This window comes from Pseudomonas sp. DD1 (genome assembly GCF_044510355.1).
In the GTDB taxonomy this organism is placed as follows: domain Bacteria; phylum Pseudomonadota; class Gammaproteobacteria; order Pseudomonadales; family Pseudomonadaceae; genus Aquipseudomonas; species Aquipseudomonas shahriarae.
Genome location: NZ_MSAJ01000011.1, coordinates 452,889 through 476,307, shown reverse-complemented (window position 1 = coordinate 476,307; position 23,419 = coordinate 452,889). Strand labels below are relative to the sequence as shown.

The 23,419-nt window shown below is 63.2% G+C and carries 25 protein-coding genes; 9 read left to right on the top strand and 16 right to left on the bottom strand.

Annotation, left to right across the window (positions count from 1 at the left end; translation table 11 throughout):
• Positions 1–5: 5 nt before the first annotated feature.
• On the top strand, positions 6–1,448 hold the full coding sequence (locus PSFL_RS09945) for an outer membrane protein transport protein (protein WP_397469958.1): 1,443 nt from the start codon (positions 6–8) through the stop codon (positions 1,446–1,448).
• A gap of 100 nt (positions 1,449–1,548) precedes the next feature.
• Here the strand turns inward: PSFL_RS09945 and PSFL_RS09940 are convergent, their stop codons facing one another.
• From PSFL_RS09940 to nirS, 11 genes are all read right to left on the bottom strand, one after another.
• Positions 1,549–3,009: a cytochrome D1 domain-containing protein gene (locus PSFL_RS09940; RefSeq protein ID WP_057959359.1), complete on the bottom strand. Its 1,461-nt coding sequence runs from the start codon at positions 3,007–3,009 to the stop codon at positions 1,549–1,551.
• Complete coding sequence (cobA, locus tag PSFL_RS09935) at positions 3,006–3,839, bottom strand: uroporphyrinogen-III C-methyltransferase (RefSeq protein WP_397469957.1); 834 nt, start codon at positions 3,837–3,839, stop codon at positions 3,006–3,008. Before cobA ends, PSFL_RS09940 begins: the two co-directional genes overlap by 4 nt.
• A gap of 67 nt (positions 3,840–3,906) precedes the next feature.
• Positions 3,907–5,085 (bottom strand): heme d1 biosynthesis radical SAM protein NirJ, encoded by a 1,179-nt coding sequence (nirJ, locus tag PSFL_RS09930; RefSeq protein WP_397469956.1) that lies wholly within the window; start codon positions 5,083–5,085, stop codon positions 3,907–3,909.
• A 57-nt stretch (positions 5,086–5,142) separates the two neighbouring features.
• Complete coding sequence (locus tag PSFL_RS09925; RefSeq protein WP_397469955.1) at positions 5,143–5,673, bottom strand: nitrite reductase; 531 nt, start codon at positions 5,671–5,673, stop codon at positions 5,143–5,145.
• On the bottom strand, positions 5,648–6,091 hold the full coding sequence (locus PSFL_RS09920) for an Lrp/AsnC family transcriptional regulator (RefSeq protein ID WP_169989811.1): 444 nt from the start codon (positions 6,089–6,091) through the stop codon (positions 5,648–5,650). Before PSFL_RS09920 ends, PSFL_RS09925 begins: the two co-directional genes overlap by 26 nt.
• Positions 6,084–6,599: an Lrp/AsnC family transcriptional regulator gene (locus tag PSFL_RS09915; protein WP_057436868.1), complete on the bottom strand. Its 516-nt coding sequence runs from the start codon at positions 6,597–6,599 to the stop codon at positions 6,084–6,086. The genes PSFL_RS09920 and PSFL_RS09915 overlap by 8 nt, the downstream gene beginning before the upstream one ends.
• The gene (locus tag PSFL_RS09910; RefSeq protein WP_057959364.1) at positions 6,596–7,054 is read right to left on the bottom strand and encodes an Lrp/AsnC family transcriptional regulator; all 459 of its coding nucleotides are present in this window, start codon (positions 7,052–7,054) and stop codon (positions 6,596–6,598) included. Before PSFL_RS09910 ends, PSFL_RS09915 begins: the two co-directional genes overlap by 4 nt.
• Position 7,055: 1 nt before the next feature.
• Complete coding sequence (locus PSFL_RS09905) at positions 7,056–8,228, bottom strand: cytochrome D1 domain-containing protein (RefSeq protein WP_397469954.1); 1,173 nt, start codon at positions 8,226–8,228, stop codon at positions 7,056–7,058.
• Positions 8,225–8,551, bottom strand: a complete 327-nt coding sequence (locus PSFL_RS09900; protein ID WP_169960664.1) for a cytochrome c — start codon at positions 8,549–8,551, stop codon at positions 8,225–8,227. Before PSFL_RS09900 ends, PSFL_RS09905 begins: the two co-directional genes overlap by 4 nt.
• Before the next feature lie 16 nt (positions 8,552–8,567).
• Positions 8,568–8,882: a c-type cytochrome gene (locus tag PSFL_RS09895; protein WP_057436867.1), complete on the bottom strand. Its 315-nt coding sequence runs from the start codon at positions 8,880–8,882 to the stop codon at positions 8,568–8,570.
• Positions 8,883–8,906: 24 nt separating this feature from the next.
• Positions 8,907–10,475, bottom strand: coding sequence for a nitrite reductase (gene nirS, locus PSFL_RS09890; protein WP_258558668.1), 1,569 nt, complete (start codon positions 10,473–10,475; stop codon positions 8,907–8,909).
• 302 nt (positions 10,476–10,777) lie between these two features.
• Here nirS and PSFL_RS09885 point away from each other — a divergent pair, with 302 nt between their 5' ends.
• The 7 genes from PSFL_RS09885 to PSFL_RS09855 all read left to right on the top strand — a co-directional run bounded on the left by PSFL_RS09885 (position 10,778) and on the right by PSFL_RS09855 (position 16,796).
• Positions 10,778–11,554: a CbbQ/NirQ/NorQ/GpvN family protein gene (locus tag PSFL_RS09885; RefSeq protein ID WP_115128339.1), complete on the top strand. Its 777-nt coding sequence runs from the start codon at positions 10,778–10,780 to the stop codon at positions 11,552–11,554.
• On the top strand, positions 11,538–12,104 hold the full coding sequence (locus tag PSFL_RS09880) for a cytochrome c oxidase subunit 3 (RefSeq protein ID WP_115128338.1): 567 nt from the start codon (positions 11,538–11,540) through the stop codon (positions 12,102–12,104). Before PSFL_RS09885 ends, PSFL_RS09880 begins: the two co-directional genes overlap by 17 nt.
• Complete coding sequence (locus PSFL_RS09875; RefSeq protein ID WP_057959367.1) at positions 12,101–12,322, top strand: cytochrome C oxidase subunit IV family protein; 222 nt, start codon at positions 12,101–12,103, stop codon at positions 12,320–12,322. Before PSFL_RS09880 ends, PSFL_RS09875 begins: the two co-directional genes overlap by 4 nt.
• A 138-nt stretch (positions 12,323–12,460) precedes the next feature.
• On the top strand, positions 12,461–12,979 hold the full coding sequence (locus tag PSFL_RS09870; protein ID WP_057436856.1) for a sigma-70 family RNA polymerase sigma factor: 519 nt from the start codon (positions 12,461–12,463) through the stop codon (positions 12,977–12,979).
• On the top strand, positions 12,976–13,911 hold the full coding sequence (locus PSFL_RS09865; protein WP_397469953.1) for a FecR domain-containing protein: 936 nt from the start codon (positions 12,976–12,978) through the stop codon (positions 13,909–13,911). Before PSFL_RS09870 ends, PSFL_RS09865 begins: the two co-directional genes overlap by 4 nt.
• A gap of 161 nt (positions 13,912–14,072) precedes the next feature.
• Entirely contained in the window at positions 14,073–16,463 is a 2,391-nt protein-coding gene (locus PSFL_RS09860; protein WP_115128336.1) for a TonB-dependent receptor, read from the top strand.
• Between the two features lie 117 nt (positions 16,464–16,580).
• Positions 16,581–16,796 carry a molybdopterin-binding protein gene (locus PSFL_RS09855; protein WP_003173733.1) on the top strand — a complete coding sequence of 72 codons (216 nt, stop codon included), beginning with the start codon at positions 16,581–16,583 and terminating at the stop codon, positions 16,794–16,796.
• A 33-nt stretch (positions 16,797–16,829) separates the two neighbouring features.
• Here the strand turns inward: PSFL_RS09855 and PSFL_RS09850 are convergent, their stop codons facing one another.
• The 3 genes from PSFL_RS09850 to PSFL_RS09840 are packed head-to-tail and all read right to left on the bottom strand — an operon-like array spanning position 16,830 to position 19,643.
• Entirely contained in the window at positions 16,830–17,978 is a 1,149-nt protein-coding gene (locus PSFL_RS09850) for a MalY/PatB family protein (RefSeq protein ID WP_115128335.1), read from the bottom strand.
• Positions 17,979–18,027: 49 nt separating this feature from the next.
• A complete protein-coding gene (locus tag PSFL_RS09845; RefSeq protein WP_115128334.1) occupies positions 18,028–18,708 on the bottom strand; it encodes a Crp/Fnr family transcriptional regulator in 681 nt (226 codons plus the stop codon).
• 47 nt (positions 18,709–18,755) lie between these two features.
• Positions 18,756–19,643, bottom strand: coding sequence for a LysR family transcriptional regulator (locus tag PSFL_RS09840; RefSeq protein WP_397469952.1), 888 nt, complete (start codon positions 19,641–19,643; stop codon positions 18,756–18,758).
• A 113-nt stretch (positions 19,644–19,756) separates the two neighbouring features.
• On the opposite strand from PSFL_RS09840, the gene PSFL_RS09835 reads away from it, so the two are divergent.
• Positions 19,757–20,617, top strand: coding sequence for a DMT family transporter (locus PSFL_RS09835; protein ID WP_057445050.1), 861 nt, complete (start codon positions 19,757–19,759; stop codon positions 20,615–20,617).
• A gap of 89 nt (positions 20,618–20,706) precedes the next feature.
• Here the strand turns inward: PSFL_RS09835 and narL are convergent, their stop codons facing one another.
• Together narL and PSFL_RS09825 are read right to left on the bottom strand one after the other, a co-directional pair.
• The gene (gene narL, locus PSFL_RS09830) at positions 20,707–21,354 is read right to left on the bottom strand and encodes a two-component system response regulator NarL (RefSeq protein WP_081044232.1); all 648 of its coding nucleotides are present in this window, start codon (positions 21,352–21,354) and stop codon (positions 20,707–20,709) included.
• Positions 21,355–21,365: 11 nt separating this feature from the next.
• The gene (locus PSFL_RS09825; protein WP_057436849.1) at positions 21,366–23,171 is read right to left on the bottom strand and encodes an ATP-binding protein; all 1,806 of its coding nucleotides are present in this window, start codon (positions 23,169–23,171) and stop codon (positions 21,366–21,368) included.
• Positions 23,172–23,419: the final 248 nt, after the last annotated feature.

The following is a 23,419-nucleotide window of genomic DNA, read 5'->3' as shown; positions in this document are numbered from 1 at the left end:
GGTGCATGAAACACAACAAACAGCAGGTCCTGGCATTCTTTGCCCTGGCAGTGTTGGGTGGGCTGACGGTTGCGGCGTGCCCGGTCCAGGCCGGCGGGTTCATGACGCCGACTGCCAACACCGCAGGCTGGGGCCGGGCGTTCGGTGGCGGTTCGCTGTTCAGGAACGACCCATCAGCGGCCTTCAACAACCCGGCGGCGATGGCCTTTATCGACCGGCCCGTTTCGCAGTTCACCCTCAACTACGCCAATATCGACATCAAGTACAAAGGCTCGGCGTATGACTACGCGGGCAATCCCGCATCCATTACGGTCCTTGATCCTGATACCGGCCTGCCGACCTCGACGCCGCGCACCGGAGACGGTGGCCAGGGTGGGTTTGAAGCCTGGGCACCGACGGGCTTTACGGTTATCCCGATCAACGAGCGTTTTGCCTTTGGCCTGAGCCAGGTGGTGCCCATGGGGGCCCGCACGACGTGGGACGAGGACTGGAAGGGCCGGGACTTTGCGGTAGACACCAAAATCGAAACCGTGGGCCTGACCGGTTCGCTGTCGTTCAAGGTCAATGATCAGTTCTCCATCGGTGGCGGGGGGATTTTGCAGCACACCACAGGCTTTGTAAGCCAGAACGTTGACCTCTACGCCGCCGCCGCGCAGTCGCCGGACCTGGGCTACACGCCGTTTCCCGCCGGCCAGGGCCTGGCATTGATGCGGGTCAAAGTCGACAACACTTCCCTGGGCTGGTTTGCCGGTATGGCTTGGAAGCCGACCTCCCGGGATACCTTGGGCCTGAACTACCACGCCAAGATCAAGAACAAGCTGGAGGGCAAGTACAATATCTACGCCGATGCACTCTCCAGAGATGTCATGACCACCCCTGTGCTGGATGGCAAGACCCTGGTCGAACTGGCCTATCCAGGCCTGCATCTGTATCCCGGTGGCGCCAATGCCTCGGCCCAACTGGACATCCCGGCCAATGCCTCCCTGGATTGGGTACACCAGTTCTCCGACCGCCTGACCCTGGGCGTGAGTGCCACCTGGACCCAATGGTCATCGTTCAAGGCCCTGACCTTGAAGTCGGAGGGCAGCACCCTGGTGTCGATTCCCTACAACTACAAGAACACCTGGATGTACGCCCTAGGCGGCGACTACCAACTCACCGATGACTTCACCCTGCGCAGCGGCGTGGCCTTTGACCAGACCCCGACCCCCAACTCCACCCGTGACCCGCGGATTCCTGATGGCGATCGGATATTTGCGTCCCTGGGGTTTGGCTACAACATCCGGGCGGTTCCGGGCTTGAGTATCGACGGTGCCTATTCACGGCAGTTTGTAGAAACCGTCAAGCTCAAGACCAAGAACGTTGATCGCCTTGGCGCGGCGTCGCTGGACGGCAAGGCCCAGCTCAAGGGCGAAGTGCTCAGCCTGGGGGCTACCTACGCCTTCTGATCCAGATCCCGTGTGGCAGCGGGCCTGCCTGCGATGGCGGCCCTTCAGTCACCGCCGCTACTGGCTGGCACACCACTGTCGCCAGCCATCCAGCCCCCCATCAATGCGAAGTCCCCTCCGCAAACTCAATCTTGTTCCCCACGTTGTACTTGCCCGAAGGCTTGTTCATGGGGATCCGCTTGACCTCCTGCAACGTCTGGCTGTCATACACGATCAACGCGCCCTCGCGATCCCAGATGCTCAACAGCAAGTAGCGCCCATCCTTGGTGAACTCCACATGTGCTGCGGTCTTGCCCGGCATGGGCCGCAGGGTATGGGCGATTTCCAGGGTCTGCTTGTCGATCAAGTGGATCGCATCGTTGCCGGGTGCGAAAAACACATCACTCCACACATAGCGCGAGTTGCTGTGGCTGCGCATAAAGAACCCCGGCCCGAGGGTGGGAATTTCCTTGATCAGTTTCCAGGTCTTGAGGTCCAGCACCGAGATCTGCCCCTTGCTGATATTCGGCGTGGCAAACACCCACTGCCCATTGCGTTGCCAGTAGGTCCCCGAGCCCAGGTGCGGCATACCCGATAGCGCGATGTCGGTGACCACCTTCCCGGAGTCGAGGTCGATCACTTGCCCGCCACCGGCCTTGCGCGAAGTGGCGAGCAGTTGCCGGTAGTCAGGGGAAAAGGAAAAGTCATCGAGCACGTCCTGGGCCTGGATGCGCCGGGGCTCGAAGCTCGGGGTCGCGGCCGCGTAGGACAACTCCCAGACCTCATTCACATCCTTGAGGGCGACGATAAAACTGTTGCGCGGCGGTGCGGTGTACACCGCGCTGACCCGCGAATTCGTCGGCAGGGTCTTGACCAGCGACAGGTCGCGCGCATCCAGCACCACCAGGTTACCCGGCAGGTAATTGCCCACCAGCACCCAGCGCCCGTCCTTGCTCACCGCCAGGTTGCGGGTATTGAGGCCGGCGCGGACCTCGGCGATCAGCTTGAGGTTATGCAGGTCATACAGGCTGATCCAGCCGTCGCGCGAAGCAAAGTACACAAAGCGCCCGTCCGGGGAAAATTTCGGCCCGCCGTGCACGGCAAAGTGCGAGGCAAAACGGTCGAGCACCTCAAAACGGTCACCGTCGAGAATGTCGATGTGATGGTCACCGGATTCCACCACCACAAACAGGTTCAGCGGGTCGGCGTGATGCTGCGGGGTGCTCGGCAGTTGGCTGAGGTCGGCCAGTTGGCGGTGGCTGCTGCGGATATCCTGCTCGTTCCAGGTCGCGGGCGTGGCGGGCGGCTGTTGCAGGAACGTCACCAGGCCGTCGATCTGTTGCGCGCTGAGTTGACCGGCGAATGCCGCCATCTGGCTGGCCGGGCGCCCGTGTTCGATGACCTGGCGAATCTCGGCCGGCTTGATCCGCCCCAGGCTTTCCGGCAACAACGCCGGGCCGGTGCTGCCGACCCGGTTGAGGCCATGGCAGCTCTGGCAATGCTGCTGGTAATCGGCGGCGGCATCCGGCGCACCGTGGGCGGCGCTGGCCCAGAGCAGCGGCACCAGCCACAGGCGCTTCATACTGCCACCCTGGGCCGCGCGAGGTGAGCGGGCGCGAGGCTGGCGGGGTAGTGCAGGGGCGCATCGGCAAACAGATCCACCACATGCCCGATCACCGTCAAGGTCGGCACGCCGGGCTCGCACATCAGGGCCAGGGCCGGCAGTTGGCGCAGGGTGCCGCGATGCACTTGCTGGTCGACGCGGGCCCCATTGCAGATCAGCGCCGCCGGCGTCTCGGCGGACAGCCCGGCGCCGATCAGGCGTTCGGCGATCATCGCCAGGTTCGACAGGCCCATGTAGAACACCAGGGTCTGGCTGCCGTCGGCAAGGCTGTCCCAGGGCAATTTCAACTCACCGTCGCGCTGCAAATGCCCGGTGACGAAGCGACACGAGTTGACCAGATCACGGTGCGTCAACGGGATGCCCGCATAGGCGCTGCAGCCGGATGCCGCGGTGATGCCTGGCACCACCTGGCACGACACCCCTTTCGCCAGCAGGTATTCCAGCTCTTCGGCACCGCGGCCAAACACGAAGGGATCGCCGCCCTTGAGCCGCACCACGCGCTGTCCTTGCTGAGCCAGTTCGGCCAGCAGTTCATTGATCTGCTCCTGGGGCAGGCTGTGATGACCGCTGGCCTTGCCCACGTAATGGCGGGCGCAGGTCAGCGGGATCAGGGTCAGCAACTCGGCACTGATCAGGCGATCGAACACCACTGCATCCGCCTGCATCAGCAGGCTCCAGGCGCGCAGGGTCAACAGGCGCGGGTCGCCGGGACCGGCGCCGACCAGGGCGACTTCGCCGGGGTGGAAGGGGCTGTGCAGCGCGTAGGGTAAGGCGTAGGTTGAGTGCATGAGACTTCCTTGGTTCATCATCAGGTTGGCGCTCCCCGGTTGTTTCACCAGGTGAGCGGCCGGTGGTTCAGCGTGCCGAGCAAGGAATCAAGGTGGGTGGGGTGCGGGCGATTTCTGCGTCGCTGAGGTAGCAACCGGGGTCCGGGCCCCAGAGATCGCCGTCGGCCCAGGCGCGGGTGCGCGTGTTGCCGTTGCAGATGTTCAGCCAGCGGCAGTCGGTGCAACGGCCACCGACCTCCCGCGGGTATTGGCGCAGGCGCTGCAGTAACGGGTCGGGGCGTTCCAGCCAGATTTCGCGAAACGAGGTGCGGCGCACATTGCCCACCGAGTGTTGCCACCAGTAAGTGTCCGGGTGCACTTCGCCGGTGTTGTCGATATTGGCGATACCGCTGCCCGAGGCATTGCCGCCCCAGGCATGCAGCAGGTGTTCGAGTTGCGGGTAGTGTTCCGGCAAATGCTGATGCACCCATTGCAGCAACAGCACGGCGTCGGCGTCGTTGTTGCCGCTCACAAAATCGCTGGCCACGCCGTTCTGGACGTCGTTCCAGGCCTGCTGGAAGATCATCAGCATGGCGTCGCGGCTCATCTGCTGATGGGCGTCCAGTTGCCGGCTGCGCTTGCCGCGCCCGCTGTAGTTGAGGTGCGAGAGGTAGAACTTCTGCACATCGTATTCGCGCATCAGCCCCAGCAGTTGCGGCAACTGCGCGTGGTTTTCCTGGGTCAGGGTGGTGCGCAGGCCTACACGAATGCCAGCCTGGCGGCACAGGCTGATGGCATGCATCGAGCGCTCGAAACTGCCCTCGCACTGGCGGAATGCATCGTGGGTGGCCTTCAAGCCATCAATGCTGATGCCCACATAGTCAAAGCGCGCATCGGCGATCTGCTGGATATTGCCTTCGTCAATCAACGTGCCATTGCTCGACAGCGCCACGAAAAAGCCCTTGGCGCGGGCATAGGCGCTGAGCTGGAACAGGTCATCGCGCAGCAAGGGCTCGCCGCCCGAGAGGATCAACACCTTGACCCCTGCGTCGTGCAGGTCGTCGATCACCTTCAGCGCGGCCTCGGTATCCAGCTCATCGCGGAACACACTGTCGGCGCTGGTGGCGTAGCAGTGCTTGCAGGTCAGGTTGCAGCGGCGCAGCAGGTTCCAGATCACCACCGGCGCGCGGTCGCTGCCCGGTTTGGCGCTGCGCGGTGGTGGGCATTGGCCGGCCAGGGTGCGCAGGTAATGACTGATCCTAAGCATGGAGGGGTCCTTGTGTGGGGGAGGTGTCTCGCCCGGCGAGGCTGCGTTAGCGGTGGGTCATCCAGCATCTGTGTGGGCAGCTTCCACCGTGGATCGTTGGGTCAGGCGCAGGCCGGTTTTTTTCAGGATGCGACTGCTCACCAACATCTCGTCCGCCCGGCTGGCATCGCCCAGCAAGAAGCGCAGGTGTTCACGGTAACTGTCGATTTCTTCGCGGCTGCGGCCATGCACCATGGCGAACAGGTTGTAGGGCCAGTCCGTGCGCCGGGGCCGGCGATAGCAATGGCTGACAAAGGGTTGGGCGCCGATCAGTTCGCCCAGGCGCGGCATTTGTTCATCGCACACATCCCACACGGTCATGCCGTTGTGGCGATAGCCCAGGCGATAGTGATTGGGCACGGCGGCGATCCGGCGGATCGCGCCTTCACCCTGCAAGCGCTTGAGCAGGTCCAGAGTGGATTCGACGCTGATCCCCAATTGCTCGGCGAGCCAGGTCCAGGGGTCTTCCAACAGGGGCAGGCCGGCGTCGGTCAAATGGATCAAGCGCTGGGCCAGGCTCTCGTCAAACCGGGAAGTACAGACCGACATGGTAGGTTTGCTCCTTGGGCAGGTTAAGCACCTCAAGCCCGGTGATGGTGTGGATGTGCGAGAGGGTCTGCTCGAGGTCTTCGGCGGTGCCGCAGGCCAGCACAAACCACATGTTCCAGTGATGCTCGCGCCGGTAGTTATGGGCCACTTGCGGGAGTTCGTTGAGCTGCGTCGCGACCTGTTCAAAGCGTGCTTCAGGTACCGCCAGGGCGGCCAGGGTGAATGCGCCGCCCAGGCGCTCAATATCAAACATCGGCCCGAAGCGCGTCAGCACGCCGTCTTCGAGCAGCAGGTGCAGGCGGTCGAGCAGTTCGTCGGGCGTGCTGTGCAGCTCTGCAGCCAGTAACTGCCACGGGTGACGAACCAGGGGCAGGCCCCGTTGCAGGCGGTTGATCAACTGACGGTCAAGTTCATCCATGGGCCCATACCTGGGATGGCGGTGGCGCAAAACGCCCGCCGCACTGCTTGAACATGCGTGTGCTGAATAACAGGTGGTGGGGCAGGTCGCTGAGCAGGTGCTGTTGCAACAGTGCCTCGATCTGCGCCTGCACCGCTGCGCGCTCACGCCCGTGGACCATGCAGAACAGGTTGTAGCGCCAGTGCGGCAAGCGCCGTGGCCGCTGATAGCACAGGGTGATGCCCGGCGCGCAACCCAGGCGCTGGCCGACTTCGTCGATCAGCGCATCGGGCACATCCAGCACCAGCATCGCGTTGGCCACAAAGCCCAGGGCGCGGTGGTTGAGCACCAGGCCGACGCGGCGGAACAGGCCCTGCTCCTGCCATTGCTGCATCTGCCGCAACACTTGCTGGTGATGGGCGCCGATCTGCTCGGCCAGGTCTTCATAGGGCCGCGACACCCTCGGCAGGCCGCGCTCCAGGCATTGGCGCAGGTCGAGCAGTTGCTCGTGGTTCAGCGGCGCGATCACAGGTGGCCTCCCAGGGCAAAGCCCAGGTCGATGCGGTAGGAGGTGAGCATCGGCAGGTCCAGAGGGATCAGGCCGGTGTCTTTTTCCAGTTCGTCGAGAATCTGTTCCAGGTGCCGGCGATTGGGCCCGGTCAGCACAAACCATAGGTTGTAGTGATGCTCGCGGGCGTAGTTGTGATTGACCTCGGGATAGCGACTGATGCGCGCGGCCACCTGCTCCAGGCGTTCGGCGGGCACCGCCAGGGCGGCCAGGGTACTGGCCCCGGCGCGGCTGTGATCGAACACCGGCCCGACCCGTGACAGTGCGCCTGCCAGTTCCAGGCGTTGCAGGCAGGCCATCAACTGTTTCTCGCTGCAGCCGAGGGTGTTGGCCATTTCCATGTAAGGCTCGGCGCACAGCGGCATGCCATGTTGATAGCGGTCGATCAGGCGCGTGGTGAGCTCGTCAAGTTCCATCTCAATACCCCATTTTTTGCGCGCGGCTGCTGAAGAAGATTCCGCTGGGGCTTTCGGCCGGCAGGGTCTTGAGCAAGGTCAAGCGATAAGGATCCCAGACCTGCACCTGTTGGCCGTCGCGAACCGACAGCCACAGCTGCTCACCGCGCCCGGTGAATTCCATATGCAGCACACCAGGGCCGGGACGCAGGTCCGCGACCACCTGGTGGGTTTCAGTGTCGAGCACCTGTACCCGGTCGTTGTCCGGGTAGGCGAAGTTGACCCACAACTGGCGCCCGTCGGGCCGTGCGGTGACAAAAATCGGTTGGCCGGCCACGGCAATGGTGGCGGTCTGTTGCCAGGTGCGCGCATCCATCACTAGCACCTGATGGCGGCCTACGGCGGGCACGAAGGCCTGGTTATCGGCCACGGCCCAGCCTTCCAGATGTGGCATCTTGTACACCGGCAGTTTTTGCTGGCCGCGACCGTAGTCGGCGAGCACACGCTTGACCCCATGTTCGGGGTGCCACAGGTCGAGCTGGGCCATGCCGTCCTCGCCAAACAACCCGGCCATGTAGTAACGGCCATCGGCGGTGATCAGCGCGTCATAGGGCTGGCGACCAATGCCAGTGAAGCGGGTGATGGCCGGGGTGTTGCCCTGGCTGAAATCGGCGCTCCAGATTTCGTCGGTATCGAACAGGCTGAACACAAAGCGTTGTCCCGGCGCATCCACCAGGCCCACCACCCGCGAGCGTTTGCCGTCGGCCAGGGGCGTGGCCGGGATATCGGCCACCTGTTGCAGGGTCACGGCGTCGAACACCTTGACGCCACCGGGCTGGTAGTTGGAGACGGCAATCAAACGCCCGTCCTGGCTGATCGCGCCACCGATGCTGTTGCCCCCCTGGATCAGGCGTTTGTCGATGCGCTGGGTCAGCAGGTCGACCTTGGTCAGCCCGCCGTCACGGCCAAACAGGTAGGCGTAGCGCTGGTCCCGGGAAAACACTGCCGAGGCGTGGGACAGGTCGCCCAGCCCCTCGACCCGTGCCAGGCGGGCCTGGTGGCTGCTGTCGATAATCAGCAGGCTGCCGCTGGCGCGCTCCACCACCAGGCCCAGGTCGCCGCTGCCGCGCAACGGTGGATGGGAGCAGGCGGTGAGCAACAGGCCGGCAATGCAGGCAAGCAGGGGACGGATCATGGCGCGGGGGTTCCTTGCAGGAGGCGATCCACCAGCCAGGCAATATCGCCGGCATTGAGCAACGGCGCCCAGCCGGGCATCGCCAGGGCAGGGCGGCCATAGGTCACGGTGGCAATCAGGCTGTCGCGGGTTTGCCCGGACAGGGCTTGTGGGGTCAGGGCCGGGCCCAGGCCACCGGTCAGGTGCAGGCCGTGGCAGGCGCCACAGTCCTGGGTCAACAGGTGTTCCAGTTGGACCTGGCGCGCAGGCGCCGGTGCTCCGTGCACCGGCGCAGGAATGAGGAAGAGCAGCGCCATGGCCGAACCGATCATCGAGATTTGCATGGCGCGCTCCTTGTGCTTATTTCAGACTCAACACCCATTGGGCGAGGGTCAGGGCTTCGGCATCCGTGACGGGGTTGGCCGGCATCGGAATCGGTCCCCAGTTACCCTGGGTGCCGTTCTTGATGTGGCTGGCCAAAGTTTTGTCAGCGTCCTTGACGCCGGCATTTTTTGCCGCCACTTCCTTGAGCGCCGGGCCCACCATCTTGCTGTCGATGGTGTGGCAGGCGGCACAGGGTTTGCTCTTGAACAGCGCCGCGCCGTCATCGGCCATTGCGGTGGACAGGCTCAGGGCCGCGCCCAGGGTCGCCAGTGCAAGCAGGATATTTTTCATTGGTTTGCCTCTTGTTGATGAAGCTCAATAAATGTCGAATTGGGTGTTGTAGACGTTGAACTTGCCGGTCGGGGTAATCAGGCGCTTGTCCCGGATCACGTTCTTGAGCTTGAGGGTCTTGTCATCGACCACCACCAGCGCCGACTCCTCTTCCTGGCCGTTCCACACCGAGAACCACACTTCATCGCCTGCCTTGTTGTATTCCGGCTGCACCACGCGCAGGGCGCCTTGCTTGATGCCCGACCATTCGGCAATCGGCAGTACGGTGTAGCCAGCGTCGAGCTTGTCGATGTTGAACACCGCGACCGACTGGCTGAGCTTGGTGTCGGGGTTGAGCGTGGTGTCGACATACAGGTGCCGCGAGTTGGGGTGGGTCTTGATAAACAGCGAGCCACCGCCCTGGCCGTTGAGCGAGGTCACTTGCTTCCAGGCGTACTGCGGGTGCTTGACCGGGTCGGTGCCGATCACCGAAACCCCACCGTCACCCAAGTGACTGGTGGCCCACACCGGACCGTATTGCGGGTGTACAAAGTTGGCGCCACGGCCGGGGTGCGGGGTCTTGCCGACATCCACCAGAGCGGTGAGCTTGCGCTCCTTGGAGTCAATCACTGCAACCTTGTTGGAGTTGTTCGCCGCCGTCATGAAGTAGCGATGGGTGCTGTCCCAGCCGCCGTCGTGCAGGAAGGGCGCGGCGTCGATGGTGGTGATGGTGAGGTTTTTGATGTCTTGGTAATTGACCAGCATGACCTTGCCGGTTTCTTTGACGTTGACGATGAACTCGGGCCATTCGTGGGACGCGATGATCGCCGCCACCCGTGGTTCCGGGTGGTATTCCTGCTTGTCCACGGTCATGCCGCGGGTCGAAACGATCTGCTTGGGCTCCAGGGTCTCGCCGTCCATGATGGTGAACTGCGGCGGCCAGTAGGAACCGGCAATCGCGTACTTGTCTTCATAGCCTTTGAACTTGGAGGTCTCCACCGAACGGGCCTCGATGCCCACCTTGATCTCGGCGACTTTGGTCGGCTCGGCAGGCCACAGGTCGATCATGTCGATCTTGGCGTCACGGCCGATCACCAGCAGGTAGCGGCCCGAAGCGGAAATCCGCGAGATGTGCACGGCGTAGCCGGTGTCGATGAGCTTGACGATTTTCTTGCTGTCGCCGTCGATCAGGGCGATTTTGCCGTCGTCACGCAGGGTCACGGAGAACAGGTTTTCCAGGTTCAGCTGGTTGAGCTGCTTCTTCGGACGGTCTTCGGGTTTGACCAGCAGCTTCCAGGTCTTGAGCGTCTCGGCCATGCCCCATTCCGGTGGGGTGGGCGCGGTGTGCTGGATGAAGGTCGCCATGCCGGTGATCTGCGCCTTGGTCAGCGCATTGGAGGTACCCCAGTTCGGCATGCCGGCGGGGGAGCCGTAGGTGATCAGGGCTTCCAGATACGCCTGGCCCCGGGCCTGGGTGATGTCCGGGGTCAGCGGCTTGCCGGTGGCGCCTTTGCGCAACACACCATGGCAACCGGCGCAGCGCTCGAAGTAAATCTGCTTCGATGCATCGAACTCGGCTTGGCTCAAGTCCGGTGCGCCAGGGCTCTTGACCATGGCTGCAGCCGGCGCGGGAGCCGCGGCGAAGGCCTGTGTTGAGAGGGCCAGGGCCAGCGCGCAGCTGAGCCTGGCCAGCGTCAGTACGAAGGGTGTTTTGTTGCGAGTCAGCATTCCATATCTCCTCAGGCAAGACCTTTGCGATCTGGGTAGAGCGCAGGTTCTTAGTGCCAGCAGAGACTATGTCGCGGCGGGTGAATGACCGCTTGACGGCGATCAAGTTTGCCCTGAGTACGGCTTGCCAGGTTGTCGCAGGCCCCCGTAGCGTGGCTGCCAAACCCGCTGTCCATGCAAGGTGCGCTATGACCGAACCCTTCTACCAAACCGTCAACAACGAACATGAGTTGTTCGAGCACGCCTGGCGTCACCGCATGCCGGTGCTGATCAAGGGCCCCACCGGCTGCGGCAAGACCCGCTTCGTCCAGCACATGGCCCACCGTCTGCAATTGCCGCTGTATACCGTGGCCTGTCACGACGACCTCAGCGCCGCCGACCTGATCGGCCGCCACCTGATCGGCGCCCAGGGCACCTGGTGGCAGGACGGCCCGTTGACCCGGGCAGTGCGTGAAGGGGGCATTTGCTACCTGGACGAAGTGGTCGAGGCACGGCAAGACACCGCCGTGGTCCTGCACCCGGTGGCCGATGACCGTCGCGAGCTGTTCCTGGAACGCACGGGCGAAGTCCTCAAGGCGCCGCCGTCGTTCATGCTGGTGGTGTCCTACAACCCCGGTTACCAGAACCTGCTCAAAGGAATGAAACCCAGCACCCGTCAGCGGTTTGTGGCGATGCGCTTTGGTTATCCCGCGACAGCCGAAGAAGAGCGCATCGTCGCCCGCGAAGCCCAGGTGGATGGCGCCTTGGCGGCCCAGGTGGTGCGCCTGGGGCAGGCCTTGCGCCGGCTGGACCAGCATGACCTGGAAGAAGTGGCGTCCACCCGCTTGCTGATCTTCACCGCCCGCCTGATTGCCGCTGGCATGCACCCGCGCGAAGCCTGCATGGCCTGCCTGGCGGAAGCGCTGAGCGACGACCCGCAAACCGTCGCGGCCCTGATGGACGTGGTTGATGTTCATTTCAGTTGAGCGGCGGCTGCCGGGTGATTTGGCGATGTGGTTCTTTATCCTCGCCGAACTCTCGGTGTTTGCGATTCTGATCCTCGCTTTTGCCGTGACCCAGACGCTGCGGCCCGAGGTCTTTGCCGAGGGCCGCGCACAGTTGGATACCTCCACCGGCCTGGCGATGACCCTCAGCCTGCTGACGGCCGGCCTACTCGCCGCGTTGGCACAGCAACAGGTCATTGCAGGTTGCCCACGGCGGGCAGGTGGGTTATTGGCGTTGGGACTGGCGGTGGCGGCGGTTTATGTGTGGATCAAACTTGGCGAGTACGGGCACCTGGCTGCGGCCGGCCTGGGCCTGGAGCGCAGCACGTTCTTTACCCTGTACTGGATTTTGACCGGGTTTCATTTTCTGCATGTGCTGTTGGGCATGCTGATCCTGGCGTGGTTGGCGTTGCGCTGCTGGCGCCGGGCCTATGGTCCGGGGCGCCAGTCGGGGTTCGAGTCCGGGGTGTTGTATTGGCATATGGTGGATCTGGTGTGGGTGGTGCTGTTTCCGTTGGTGTACGTGTTGTGAAGTTGCTGGCGTGCTGGGCCGGGCTGGTGCTGCTGAGCGTGGGCACCGTCATGTCCGGCGCTGCGGGCTGGTGGTGGCTGGTGGTGTTGGCAGCGGTGGCCAAGGCCTGGGTGATTGCCGATGGGTTTATGGAACTGCGGCATGCGCCTTGGGGATGGCGGGCGGCGATGTTGGCGTGGCCGGTGGTGCTGGTGGCAGGGATGGTCGTGATGCGTTGATGGACCTCCTGGGAGGGGGCAAAGACTTCAAGGAGAGCCGGCGGTCTGCCCGGTAAAAAGATCATGGTGTGGCGCAGGGATATTAAATAGAATGAATCTCATTTGAGACTCACTCGCGCCGCCCAGGGTTCGCTTGCCATGAATGATGCCGTATTGCCAACGACCGCCGCAGAACCCAGCCTGAGCACCTTGTACCGCGACCATCGCAGCTGGCTGGAAAGCTGGTTGCGCCGGCGCCTGGGCAACGCCTGGGATGCCGCCGACCTGAGCCAGGATACCTTCCTGCGGGTGCTGGCCAGCGCCCAGCCAGTGGCGCAATTGCAGGAACCACGGGCCTATCTGGTGACGGTGGGCAAGCGCCTGCTGGTCAATTTCCACCAGCGCCGCAGCCTGGAGCAGGCGTATCTGAATGCCTTGGCACGCCTGCCTGAAGAATGTGTGCCGTCGCCGGAGCAACGCTGGTTGCTACTGGAAACCCTGCAGGCCCTGGATGAATTGCTCGACGGCCTGGCGCCGGTGGTGCGCCGGGCGTTTCTCTGGAGCCAGCTCGAAGGCCTGGGCTACCGGGAGATTGCCGAGCGCCTCAAGGTCTCGGAGCGCACGGTCAAGCGCTATATGGCCCAGGCCTACGAACATTGCCTGCTGGTGGAACTGTGAGCCGTACCCCAGCGGATGTGGCCCGGGCCGCGGCGCACTGGCTGGCGCTGTTGGAGTCCGGCACCGCTGGCGAGCGCGACCATGCCGGCTTGCAACAATGGCGCGACAGCCATCCCCAGCACGAACAGGCCTGGCAAAAAGCGCAACTGCTGCGCCAGCGCTTTGCTGACTTGCCATCCTCCCTGGCCATGGCCAGCCTCGACCGCCCGCAACCGGGCCGGCGCGCCGTGCTCAAGCGTGCCCTGGGCGTGGCTGCGCTGGTGCCGGCGGCCTGGTTGCTCAGTCGCCAGTTACCCCTCGACGTATGGCGTGCCGACCTGCATACCGCCACTGGCGAGCGCAAGCGCGTGCCGCTGGTCGATGGCAGCACCCTGCAACTGAACACCGCCAGCGCGGTGGATGTGGACCTCGCTGCGCGGCGCCTGACCCTGGTCGAAGGGGAGATGGCGCTGACTGTACCCGGTACGGCGGCGCTGAACGTACACAACCGTTATGGCCAGGTTATCGCCAGCCAGGCCGAGGTCTGCGTGCGCCAGTTGGCGGATGCTTGCCTGGTGTCGGTACTCAATGGCCGGGTACAAGTACTCGACGGGCACGGGCGTGCTGCCTGGGTGCAAGGTGGGCAACAAATACGGCTGCAACCTGTGGGGCTGGGTGCGCCGATGCCGTTCGACGTGCAGCAACTGGGGTGGCGCGACGGTGTACTGACGGCGCAGAACCAGGCGCTGGGTGACTTCCTGCGCGAACTGGATCGCTACCGCCCGGGCGTCCTGCGCTGGGACCCGAGCCTGGAAACCTTGCGCGTTACCGGCAGTTTCCGCCTGGACGACACCGACTCCATCCTCAGCCTGTTGGCCACCACTCATGGGCTGCAGGTGCAGTTCCGCACACGCTATTGGGTCACGCTGCAGCCGCGCAAAACCCTGGGCTGATCGCGATCTTATTGTCCAGGCAGATCCCATGGGAGAGCTGGCTTGCCTACTCCCACACAAGCCCTTTCCCACCTTTTTATCGGCCAGTTCGCAAGACCGTGGCCCTTTTTTTCGGCTCGCCTGTCATCCAAGGCAAGTGAACGAAAACAGAGAGCCTTTTAATGCCCGTCGTCCCGCCATCGTTGTTGCGCCTGAGTTTGGTGCTGAGCCTGAGTGCCAGTCCGTTGTTTGTTCCTGTGAGCTGGGCCGAGGACGCGGCCCGACGCAGTTATCAGGTGCCGGCCGGCAGCCTGGGCAGTGCGTTGACCCGCTTTGCCGGGCTGGCCGGGGTCAATCTGTCGGTCGATCCGGCCCTGGTCGGCGGCCGCCAAAGCGCCGGGATCTCCGGTGAGTTTGCCGTCGAGGAAGGCTTCGCGCGTCTGCTGCAGGGCTCGGGCCTGCAATTGCAGGCGGTGGGTGAGCGTGCCTACACCTTGATCCCCGCGCCGCAGGGCGGTACCTACCAGTTGCCAGCCACCTCGATTCTCGGGGCCGCGAACACACCCGTCGCCGAAACCTACGCCGGTGACCAGGTCACGCGCAAAGGTGCGCAGGGCATGCTCGGCGACGGCGACTTTATGGATACGCCGTTCAACCTCACGTCCTATACCGCCAAGGCAGTGAAAAACCTGCAGGCGCGGACCCTCGGCGAGATGGTTGCCAGCGATCCTTCGGTGCGCATCACCAACCCGGCCGGCGGGCGTTTCGAGCAGTTCTCGGTGCGCGGTTTCAGCCTGTTCAACAGTGATGTGTCCTACGGCGGCCTGTATGGCGTGCTGCCGACCTACGCCATCGACATGGAAATGGTCGAGCGCGTCGATATCCTCAAGGGCCCCGGCGCCTTGCTCGGTGGCATCGCGCCTCGAGGCAGCATCGGTGGCGGGATCAATATTGAGCCCAAGCGCGCCGGCGACACATCGCTCACCGAGTTCACCGGCAGCTATGCCTCGGCCGGGCAGTTCGGGGGGGCGGTGGATATCGGTCGGCGGTTTGGCGATGAGCAGCAGTTTGGCGTGCGCTTCAATGGCGTGAAGCAGTCCGGCGATACCGAATGGGATCACCAGGAGGTGGACCGTGAAATGACAGTGATCGGCCTCGACTACCGCAAGGAGCGGGTGCGCCTGTCCCTCGACCTCGGGCGCCAGGAACGCACCGGCGACGCACCTCAGGAGCGCGTGGAAATCGCCAAGGGTAGCGTGATGCCCAAGGCCAAGGACATCCGTGACAACTTCGCCCAGTCCTGGACCTATTCCCATACCAAAGACACCTTTGGCGCGGTGCGTGGCGAGTTTGATGTCAGCGATTCATTGATGGTCTATGCCGCAGCCGGGGCGCGCAAAGGCAACTACGACTTCCTGCGCCACGGCGTGCAGGCAACCCAGAGCAATGGCGACTTCACCGTGGTGCCGCGCAGCTTCCGTCGCGACGAAGACGTCAAGACCGTCACCGTCGGCGCGCGCAGTTGGTTCGACACCGGCTCGGTAGGGCACACCCTCAATGTCAGCCTCAATCAGTTCAATATGGATTTCGACAATGCCGGCGAGCGCTACACCCCCGGCAAGAGCAACCTCTACAATCCGGTGGTTTTGCCCCGCCCAGGCAAGGCCGTGCGCTGGGACACCAGCACCCACACCGAAAACCGTTTCACCAGCCTGGCCCTGGCCGACACCCTGGCGTTTTTTGATGAGCGGGTGCTGCTGACCCTCGGCGCACGCCTGCAAAAGGTCCAGGTCACCTCCTGGAGCAATGGCATCAAGGACCAGCCGGAGTACGACGAACAAGCTACCTCGCCGGCCCTGGGCCTGGTGGTGAAAGTCACCGATCAGTTGTCCCTGTACACCAACTACATGGAAGGCTTGAGCCAGGGCGAGACCGCGCCATCGAGCGGGGTGCGCAATGAAAACGCGATCTTCCCACCGACCAAGAGCAAGCAGGTGGAAGTCGGCGCCAAGTACGACATGGGCAGCTTCGGCATGAGCGCCAGCGTGTTCCGGATCAAGCAGCCGGCCTATGGCATCGACAGCCAGGGTTTCTTCAAGCCCAACGGCGAATTGCGCAACCAGGGTGTGGAACTGAACGTGTTTGGCGAGCCCCTGACGGGCGTGCGCCTGCTCGGTGGGGTGATGCTGCTCGACAGCGAACAGACCAAGACCGCCCAGGGCCTGACCGACGGCAAGCGCGGCACCGGTGCGCCGATTGCCAACGTCAACCTGGGCGCCGAATGGGATATCCCACGCCTGCAAGGCGTGACCCTGACCGCCCGTGCGATCCATACCGGCGCGCAGTACCTGGATGCGGCCAACCAGCAGAAAATCGACAATTGGGAACGCTATGACCTGGGCGCGCGCTACACCTTCAAGGTCAAGGAAAACCCGGTGACCCTGCGCGCGACCGTGGAGAATGTGCTGGACACCACTTACTGGGCGTCGGCCGCGACCTCCAGCGACAGTGCGCCGGGCCTGACACTGTCGACGCCGCGGACGTGGCTGGTGTCGGCAACAGTGGGTTTTTGATATTCAAAAAAGGAATAAATAAATATTTATTTATTCCTTTTGTTGTTGGTGTGGATGGCGCATTTTGAAGGCCTGCGCATTCGTGCGGATTGACCCAACAGTGAAAGGAAAACCCACATGACCATCAAAGCGATCAACGTGCGCAACCAGTTCAAGGGCGTGATCAAGGAAATCCTGCTCGGCGAAGTGGTGTCCGAAATCGACGTGCAGACGGCGTCCGGAATCGTCACTTCGGTGATCACCACCCGCTCGGTGCGCGACCTGGAATTGAAGGTGGGCAGCGAAGTGATTGCCTTCGTCAAATCCACCGAAGTGTCCATCGCCAAGCTCTGAGTCCAGCCCTTGCAGGCGTCGGCAAGCCGGCGCCTACAAGGTTTTCAGCGCACGTTCCAGGCGTGAAATACCTTCTTCGAGCAACGCCCGCGGGCAGCCGAAGTTCAAGCGCACGAACTGCTGGCTGTCATCGCCAAATTCCACACCTGCACTCAAACCCACCTTGGCCTGTTCCAGGAAGAACCGCTGTGGGTCGTCCAGGCCCAGGGCGCTGCAATCCAGCCAGGCCAGGTAGGTGCCTTGCGGGGCATGCATGACCACGCCGGGCAGGCGTTTTTGTACGGCATCCAGCAGGTAGTCGCGGTTGTCTTGCAGGTACGCTACCAACGCTTTCAACCATTCATCACATTGGCTATAGGCCGCCCAGGTGGCTTCCAGGCCCAGGGGGCTGACGCTGTCGACCATGCCGCAGCGCGCCTTGTTGAAGCGTTCGCGAATGAGCGGGTCCTGGACAATGGCAAAGCAGGTCTTCAGGCCGGCGACGTTGTAGGCCTTGCTGGCTGACATCAGGGTAATGGTGCGGCGGGCGATTTCTGCGCTCAGCGACGCGGTGGGGATATGCCGGCGCCCGTCAAAGCACAGCTCGGCATGGATTTCGTCAGAGATAATCAGCGTGCCCTGATCCAGGCAGGCGTTGGCCACGGCCAGCAGCTCTTCGCGGGGGAACACCTTGCCCAGTGGGTTGTGGGGGTTGCTCAACAGCAACGCACCGGCGCCTTTCAAGGCCTGGCGCAAGGCGGGCAGGGGGGTGAGGTATTCGCCCTGGTCGTTCAGTTCGAAGGGCACTTCGATCTTGGGCAGGTTCCAGTTGCCCGCGGCATGGCGCAGCGGCGCATAGTTGGGGGTTTGCAACACCACCGACTGGCCTGGCTGGACAAAGGCGTGCAGAGCCATGTTGAAACCGGGCTCGACGCCCGGCAGGAACAACAGTTCATCGGGCTGCACGCGCCAGGCGTACTTGTCCCACAGGTCGCGGATGATCGCTTCGCGCACTTCTGGCCGGGCGACGCTGTAGCCGAGCATCTGCTGGTCCAGGCGTGCGTGCAGGGCCTTGAGGATCGCCGGTGGCGCGGCGATATCCATGTCGGCAATCCACATCGGCAAGACATCTTCTGGGTAACGGCTCCACTTGGTACTGCCGGTGCCGAGGCGAGGGTGGATCGTGTCGAAATCAAAGCTCATGGGGGCGCTCGTGTCAGGAAGGCGGGCGAAGAATGCCGTCGATTCTAAGTCAGCCGGCCTGATAGGTCATCAATTGCTCCTCGCACATAATGCGGATGGTGCGCCGTTGCACTTCAATCAGCCCGGCGTCCACCAGCCGATGCAGAATCCGCGAAAACGTTTCTGGCTGAATTCCCAGTTTGGAGGCCACCAGGCGCTTGGGCACTTGCAGCACTACCTCGCCACTGGCCAGATCGCGCTCCTGGATCAGGAAGTTGATGACCCGGCGACTGGCGTTGGCCAGGCTCAGGGTGTCGATGTCCTTCAGGCGTTGATGCAGGTGGATGCTCATCGTGCCGAGGATCGCCAGGCAGATCTGCGGCTGGTCCTCCAGGGCCTTGCGGTAATGATGGCCCTCGATGCTCACCAGCACGCTGTCCTTGAGCGCCGTGGCACTTACCGGATACGCCTTGGCGTGGCTGAACAACAGGGCTTCGGCAAAGGTCTGGCCGGGGCGGATAACCTCCACCAAGTGCTCCTGGCCTTCGCCGGTGACCCGGTGCAACTTGACCTGGCCGCTGACCAGCAGGAAAAACCGATCGGCAGGGTCGCCCTGGTGCATCAGGGTCACATGCCCGGGCAGACGCTTAAGGTTGGCCAGGGTGCAGACGTCCTGGAAGATCTTCTCCGGCAACGGACTGAACAGATGATGCCGGCGCAGGGTTAAGACGATGGATGGGTGGGTCAACATGGCGTACCTCCGCTCCCGCCCATGGTAGGGCGTGCGGCCGGCGGGGCCTATGCCTCGTTGGAGGTAGCCCCGTAGAGGGAGTGTTCGCGCAGCAGTGCCGAAAATGCATCCCGGGCCGGGTGACAACCTGCATGGGCGTGCCAGTAAAACCGGTTGTCGATGTGCGTCAGTTCCGCGAACTCATGGCCTTGCCAGTTGGCACCCTGGCGGTATTGCTCGTAGATCCCCCGAGGCACCAGCGCGGCGCCGCTGCCAGCACTGACACAACCGACAATCGTGCCGTAGCTGGCGATGCTGACGATGGGGCAGACCTGGTCGTGGCGAGACAACCACTGCTCCAGCGCCAGGCGATAGGGGCAACCTGAGGGCCACATAAACAGGGTCAGGCCCTGCAGGTCCGCGACGCTGCGCACCGGGCCCAGCGACGTGGGGGCAATCAGTACCAGGTCTTCGCTGTACAGCGCCGCGCTTTCCAGTCCCGGGCGTTGCACATCCACGGCGACAATCGCCGCGTCCAGCCGATGGTGCTGGATATCATCGAGCAACTGCGACCAGGTGCCGGTGCTCAACTCCAGCGACACTTGGGGGTACAACGCGTGATAACGCGCCAGCAGCTGTGGCAAGCGCCCGGTTGCACTGGACTCGATAGCACCGATGCGCAGTCGCCCATGGGGCGCGCCACCGGGGGCCACGGCACGCCGGGAGGCTTCGGTCAGGTCGAGGATTTTCGTCGCATATTCGATAAACACTTCGCCGGCGGGGCTGACCCGCAGACCCCGGCCCTCGCGCACAAACAGCGCGACGCCGAGTTCCTGCTCGAGGGACTTGAGCCTTGCGGTGATATTGGACGGCACGCAATGCAGCTGCTGCGCCGCACGGGCGATGCTGCCCAGTTCGTAGACCGCCTTGAACATGCGCAGTTGGGACAGTTCCATGGTTCACCTGGAGTGAAGAGTGGGCTCAGTTTAAGTCACTTTTTTCCGGGGCTGGGGTTTCTCATACTTTTGCCAGGCAGTGCCTGTGTGCTGCCACGTCCCTGAGAACGCTCATGCCCCGTGCAAAAATTATCCTGGCAACACTCTTCGTCATTCTCTGCTGGGCGTATTCGCCGATCGGCATCCATATCGCGTTGCAGGCTTATGCGCCCGATAACCTGGCGTTGTTGCGTTTTTTGATCGCCTCCGGGTTCATGGCCGGTGTGGCCTGGATCAAGGGGATTTCCCGGCCCCGACTGCGGGATTTGCCTTTGTTTGCGGTGCTGGGATTGTTTGCCGTGACACTGCACCACATCGCCCTCAATTACGGCCAGCGCGGTGTGAGTGCCGGCGCTGCCAGCGTCCTGGCGCAATCCACGCCCTTGTTCAGCGCGTTACTTGCCAGCACGCTGTTCAGGGAGCGGCTCGGGGCCTGGCAGTGGGGCTGCGTGCTCGGCGGCCTGCTCGGCGCCGGAGTCGTGGCGGTAGGGGATCGCGGCTTGGGCGAGCTGGATGGGCATGGGTTGTTGATCCTGCTGGCGGCGGCGTCCTGGAGCCTGTATTTCGCTCTGCAAAAGCGTTATTCCCAGCATTACGACGGGCTGACCCTGGTGTGTTTCACCCTCTGGTCAGGTACGGCGTTGCTGCTGGTGTATCTGCCAGGGCTGCCGGCGGAGTTGGCCCAGGCTTCGGTGTCGGTGAACCTGGCAGTGCTGGTGCTGGGCATCTTTCCCAGTGCGCTGGCGTACCTGGCCTGGGCTTATGTGCTGACGCATAGCCAGGTCAGTCGGGCAGCGATTGCGCTTTATCTCATACCGCCGGTGGCGATGCTGATGGCGTGGGTGATATTGGCGCAGCGGCCTTCGGTGATGGTGATTGTGGGGACGGTGATTGTCCTGGCGAGTGTGGGGGCGTTGACGGTGAAAGTGCGGTGACGTAACTGACTGTCGCCGTTGGGTGGCTGGCGATGGCCATGTTTGGGTTGGGGTACAGATCCGTTGTTGCGATGGCGGTACATCAGTCCCTACCCAGCCTGACGCAAATGCTCCATCGCCCACACCGCCGCTTCCACCCGCGAGCGCAACCCCAGCTTGTGCAGCAAGTTCTTCACATGCACCTTCACCGTGCCCTCGGTAATCCCCAGTTTGTGCCCGATCACCTTATTGCTATACCCCCCGGCAATGGTCTTCAACACCTGCCGCTCGCGCTCGGTCAGTTCCACCGCCGCATGGGGCTGGGGCGAGCGCAGGGCCTGGGCCAGCACCCGAGTCAGGCCGGGGCTGATCACCAGGGCGCCGTGCAGGGCATCGCGGATGTACTGGATCAGCAACTCCGGCTCCATGTCTTTGAGCAGATACCCATTGGCATCCAGGCGCAGGGCGTCGCGGATGTCGTCTTCGGCATCGGACACGGTAAACAGCAAGACCTTGCCGCCATAGGCCATGGCCCGCAGGCGGCGCAGGGTTTCCAGGCCGTTCATCTGCGGCATGTTGTTGTCCAGCAGCACCAGGTCCGGTTGCAGCGATTCGATCAGGCCCAGGGCTTCTTCGCCATTGCCGGCTTCGCCCACCACGTGCAGGTCATCTTCCAGTTCGAGCATCTGGCGCATGCCGTGGCGCATCATCGGATGGTCGTCGACGAGCAGGATGCGGTGGCGGACTGATGGGTTGATGAGCGCCGTGTTCATGACAAGCTACCTTCTTGTAGGGAGGGCCCGAGAAATTCCGGGCGAAACAGCAAGTGCACCCGGGTGCCCTGGGGCTCGCGGGAGGAAATGTCCAGCTGGCCGTGCAGGCTGCGGGCGCGTTCGTCCATGATGGTCAGGCCGTGGTGTTCACGTTGGTCCACCGGCTCGCTGAAGCCGCGGCCATCGTCTTCAATGCTCAGGCTGACGGTTTCGCCATGCTGGCGCAGTTGCAGCCAGGCATTCTCGGCATGGGCATGGCGCAGGCAGTTGGACAGGGCTTCGCGGGTCACCTGCAACAGGTGGATCTGTTCACTGGCCGACAGCTGGAAGGCCAGGGCATCCACGTGCAGGTGTACCTGGAACTCGCCACGCCGGGAGAATTCCTCGGCGGTGTCTTTTAGCTCCTGGACCAGCCCGGCATCGTGAATTTGCAGGCGGAAGGTGGTGAGCAACTCCCGCAGTTGCCGATAGGCATTGTTCAGGCCTTCGCGCAGTTCGCCGGTGACGGTTTCCAGGGTGGCCTTGGGTTCGTCGCGGCGCAGCAGGGTCTGCATGCGGCTGACTTGCAGCTTCATATAGGACAGGGCCTGGGCCAGGGAATCATGTAGTTCGCGGGCGATGATGGTGCGTTCGTCGAGCAGCAGCAGGCGGTGGTCCTGTTCGCGCTGGCGTTTAAGGGACAGCGAGGTGCCGATCAGGTTGGCCAGGGCCTGGATCAGTTGTTGCTCCCAGGCCTGGGGCGCATGGCCGTCAACAAAGTGTGCCTTGAGTTCGCCCAGTTCCGCGCCCTGGTTGCTGATGCTGAACACCTGGGGCGGGGCCACGTGATGGCGCTCGCAGGTGGCGCAATCGCCAATGGCGCAGACGTTGCGGCTGTTGCCGCCGTGCAGCGCGAGCATCTGTTGCGCCGGGGCGAGGAAGTGCCCTTGCAGGCACAGCGACAGGCGCAGGCCCGGCAGGCGTTTCTGGAAGCGCCGGATCAACTCGTCGAGCCCTTCGGCGTTGGCCAGGCGCGTGGCCAGGCTGCGACTGCTCTCGTAGAGCAATTCCAGGGCAGCGTTGGCCTGCTGCAAATTGAGGGTTTTTTGCTGCACCTGGCTTTCCAGGGTGCGGTGGGACTGCTCGATGGTTTCGGCCAGGGTGTTGAAGCTCAGGGCCAACTGCCCCAGCTCATCCTGGGAGCGGTGATTGACCCGGGTCTGGTAATCCCCCTCACGAAAGCGCCGGGTGGCGTCCACCAGTTCCTTCAAGGGGGTGACCACGCCGTACTGCAATTCATACAGCCCAAGCAGCAGGATGATCAGCGTGCTGAACAGCGCCAGGCCCTGGATCAACTGTTGCCAGCCTTGTTTGTGCTCGCTCTGTTGCTGCAACAGGCTGACGAACTGGTTCAGTTGCTCGACAAAAGCCGGCGCGCGTTCGCGGAAGAGGGCGCCGTCGTCGCGCTCGATGGCCGGGCGCAGCTCCTGGTTCCAGTGTTGCTGGATCTGCCGGTAGCTCTGTTGCAAGGCGCTGTGGGGGCCGTCTTCCAGTACTGCTTTCAACGACTGGCTGTCGAGGCGCCGTTGCAGGCTTTGAGTGATGGCCTGGATCTCGTCGGCGGGGGCATGGTCGGCGAGCTTCCAGCTCAGGTGGTAGGTCTCCATGCGCACCGAGCCTGCGGTGTTGATGGCCGCGCCATCGCCCTGGCTGAACCAGGCGATCAGCCCGGCGCTTAGGGAACTGGCCAGGGCCAGGATTGCAATCAGGATGACCGCGACACCGGCGCGTGCGGGCAGGGAGCTGCGCAGCCAGTTAAACATCACGGCGTAATCGAAGGGGTAAGAACAGCAGCATGACGGCACCTGGCACGGGAAACAGCATTGAATTGTGCATTCCCTGGCGCACTACCTCTAAAGAGTTGCCGGCGGACCCTCCCACGGGAAAAAGCCGGCACAAGAGATCAATCCATTGATAAATAAAGACTTTCTCTTGTTATTGGGCCTACCTCCTTAGAGGTAGACGGGGTAAGCATAGGCCAATACCCCCCAGGCGGACGTTGATCTGGGTC

Bases quoted from the DNA above. Each gene is read 5' to 3' on its own strand.
- PSFL_RS09945 (WP_397469958.1), top strand. From the start codon at position 6: ATGAAACACAACAAACAGCAGGTCCTGGCATTCTTTGCCCTGGCAGTG.
- PSFL_RS09940 (WP_057959359.1), bottom strand. From the start codon at position 3,009: ATGAAGCGCCTGTGGCTGGTGCCGCTGCTCTGGGCCAGCGCCGCCCAC.
- cobA (WP_397469957.1), bottom strand. From the start codon at position 3,839: ATGCACTCAACCTACGCCTTACCCTACGCGCTGCACAGCCCCTTCCAC.
- nirJ (WP_397469956.1), bottom strand. From the start codon at position 5,085: ATGCTTAGGATCAGTCATTACCTGCGCACCCTGGCCGGCCAATGCCCA.
- PSFL_RS09925 (WP_397469955.1), bottom strand. From the start codon at position 5,673: ATGTCGGTCTGTACTTCCCGGTTTGACGAGAGCCTGGCCCAGCGCTTG.
- PSFL_RS09920 (WP_169989811.1), bottom strand. From the start codon at position 6,091: ATGGATGAACTTGACCGTCAGTTGATCAACCGCCTGCAACGGGGCCTG.
- PSFL_RS09910 (WP_057959364.1), bottom strand. From the start codon at position 7,054: ATGGAACTTGACGAGCTCACCACGCGCCTGATCGACCGCTATCAACAT.
- PSFL_RS09905 (WP_397469954.1), bottom strand. From the start codon at position 8,228: ATGATCCGTCCCCTGCTTGCCTGCATTGCCGGCCTGTTGCTCACCGCC.
- PSFL_RS09900 (WP_169960664.1), bottom strand. From the start codon at position 8,551: ATGCAAATCTCGATGATCGGTTCGGCCATGGCGCTGCTCTTCCTCATT.
- PSFL_RS09895 (WP_057436867.1), bottom strand. From the start codon at position 8,882: ATGAAAAATATCCTGCTTGCACTGGCGACCCTGGGCGCGGCCCTGAGC.
- nirS (WP_258558668.1), bottom strand. From the start codon at position 10,475: ATGGTCAAGAGCCCTGGCGCACCGGACTTGAGCCAAGCCGAGTTCGAT.
- PSFL_RS09885 (WP_115128339.1), top strand. From the start codon at position 10,778: ATGACCGAACCCTTCTACCAAACCGTCAACAACGAACATGAGTTGTTC.
- PSFL_RS09880 (WP_115128338.1), top strand. From the start codon at position 11,538: ATGTTCATTTCAGTTGAGCGGCGGCTGCCGGGTGATTTGGCGATGTGG.
- PSFL_RS09870 (WP_057436856.1), top strand. From the start codon at position 12,461: ATGAATGATGCCGTATTGCCAACGACCGCCGCAGAACCCAGCCTGAGC.
- PSFL_RS09860 (WP_115128336.1), top strand. From the start codon at position 14,073: ATGCCCGTCGTCCCGCCATCGTTGTTGCGCCTGAGTTTGGTGCTGAGC.
- PSFL_RS09855 (WP_003173733.1), top strand. From the start codon at position 16,581: ATGACCATCAAAGCGATCAACGTGCGCAACCAGTTCAAGGGCGTGATC.
- PSFL_RS09850 (WP_115128335.1), bottom strand. From the start codon at position 17,978: ATGAGCTTTGATTTCGACACGATCCACCCTCGCCTCGGCACCGGCAGT.
- PSFL_RS09845 (WP_115128334.1), bottom strand. From the start codon at position 18,708: ATGTTGACCCACCCATCCATCGTCTTAACCCTGCGCCGGCATCATCTG.
- PSFL_RS09840 (WP_397469952.1), bottom strand. From the start codon at position 19,643: ATGGAACTGTCCCAACTGCGCATGTTCAAGGCGGTCTACGAACTGGGC.
- PSFL_RS09835 (WP_057445050.1), top strand. From the start codon at position 19,757: ATGCCCCGTGCAAAAATTATCCTGGCAACACTCTTCGTCATTCTCTGC.
- PSFL_RS09825 (WP_057436849.1), bottom strand. From the start codon at position 23,171: ATGTTTAACTGGCTGCGCAGCTCCCTGCCCGCACGCGCCGGTGTCGCG.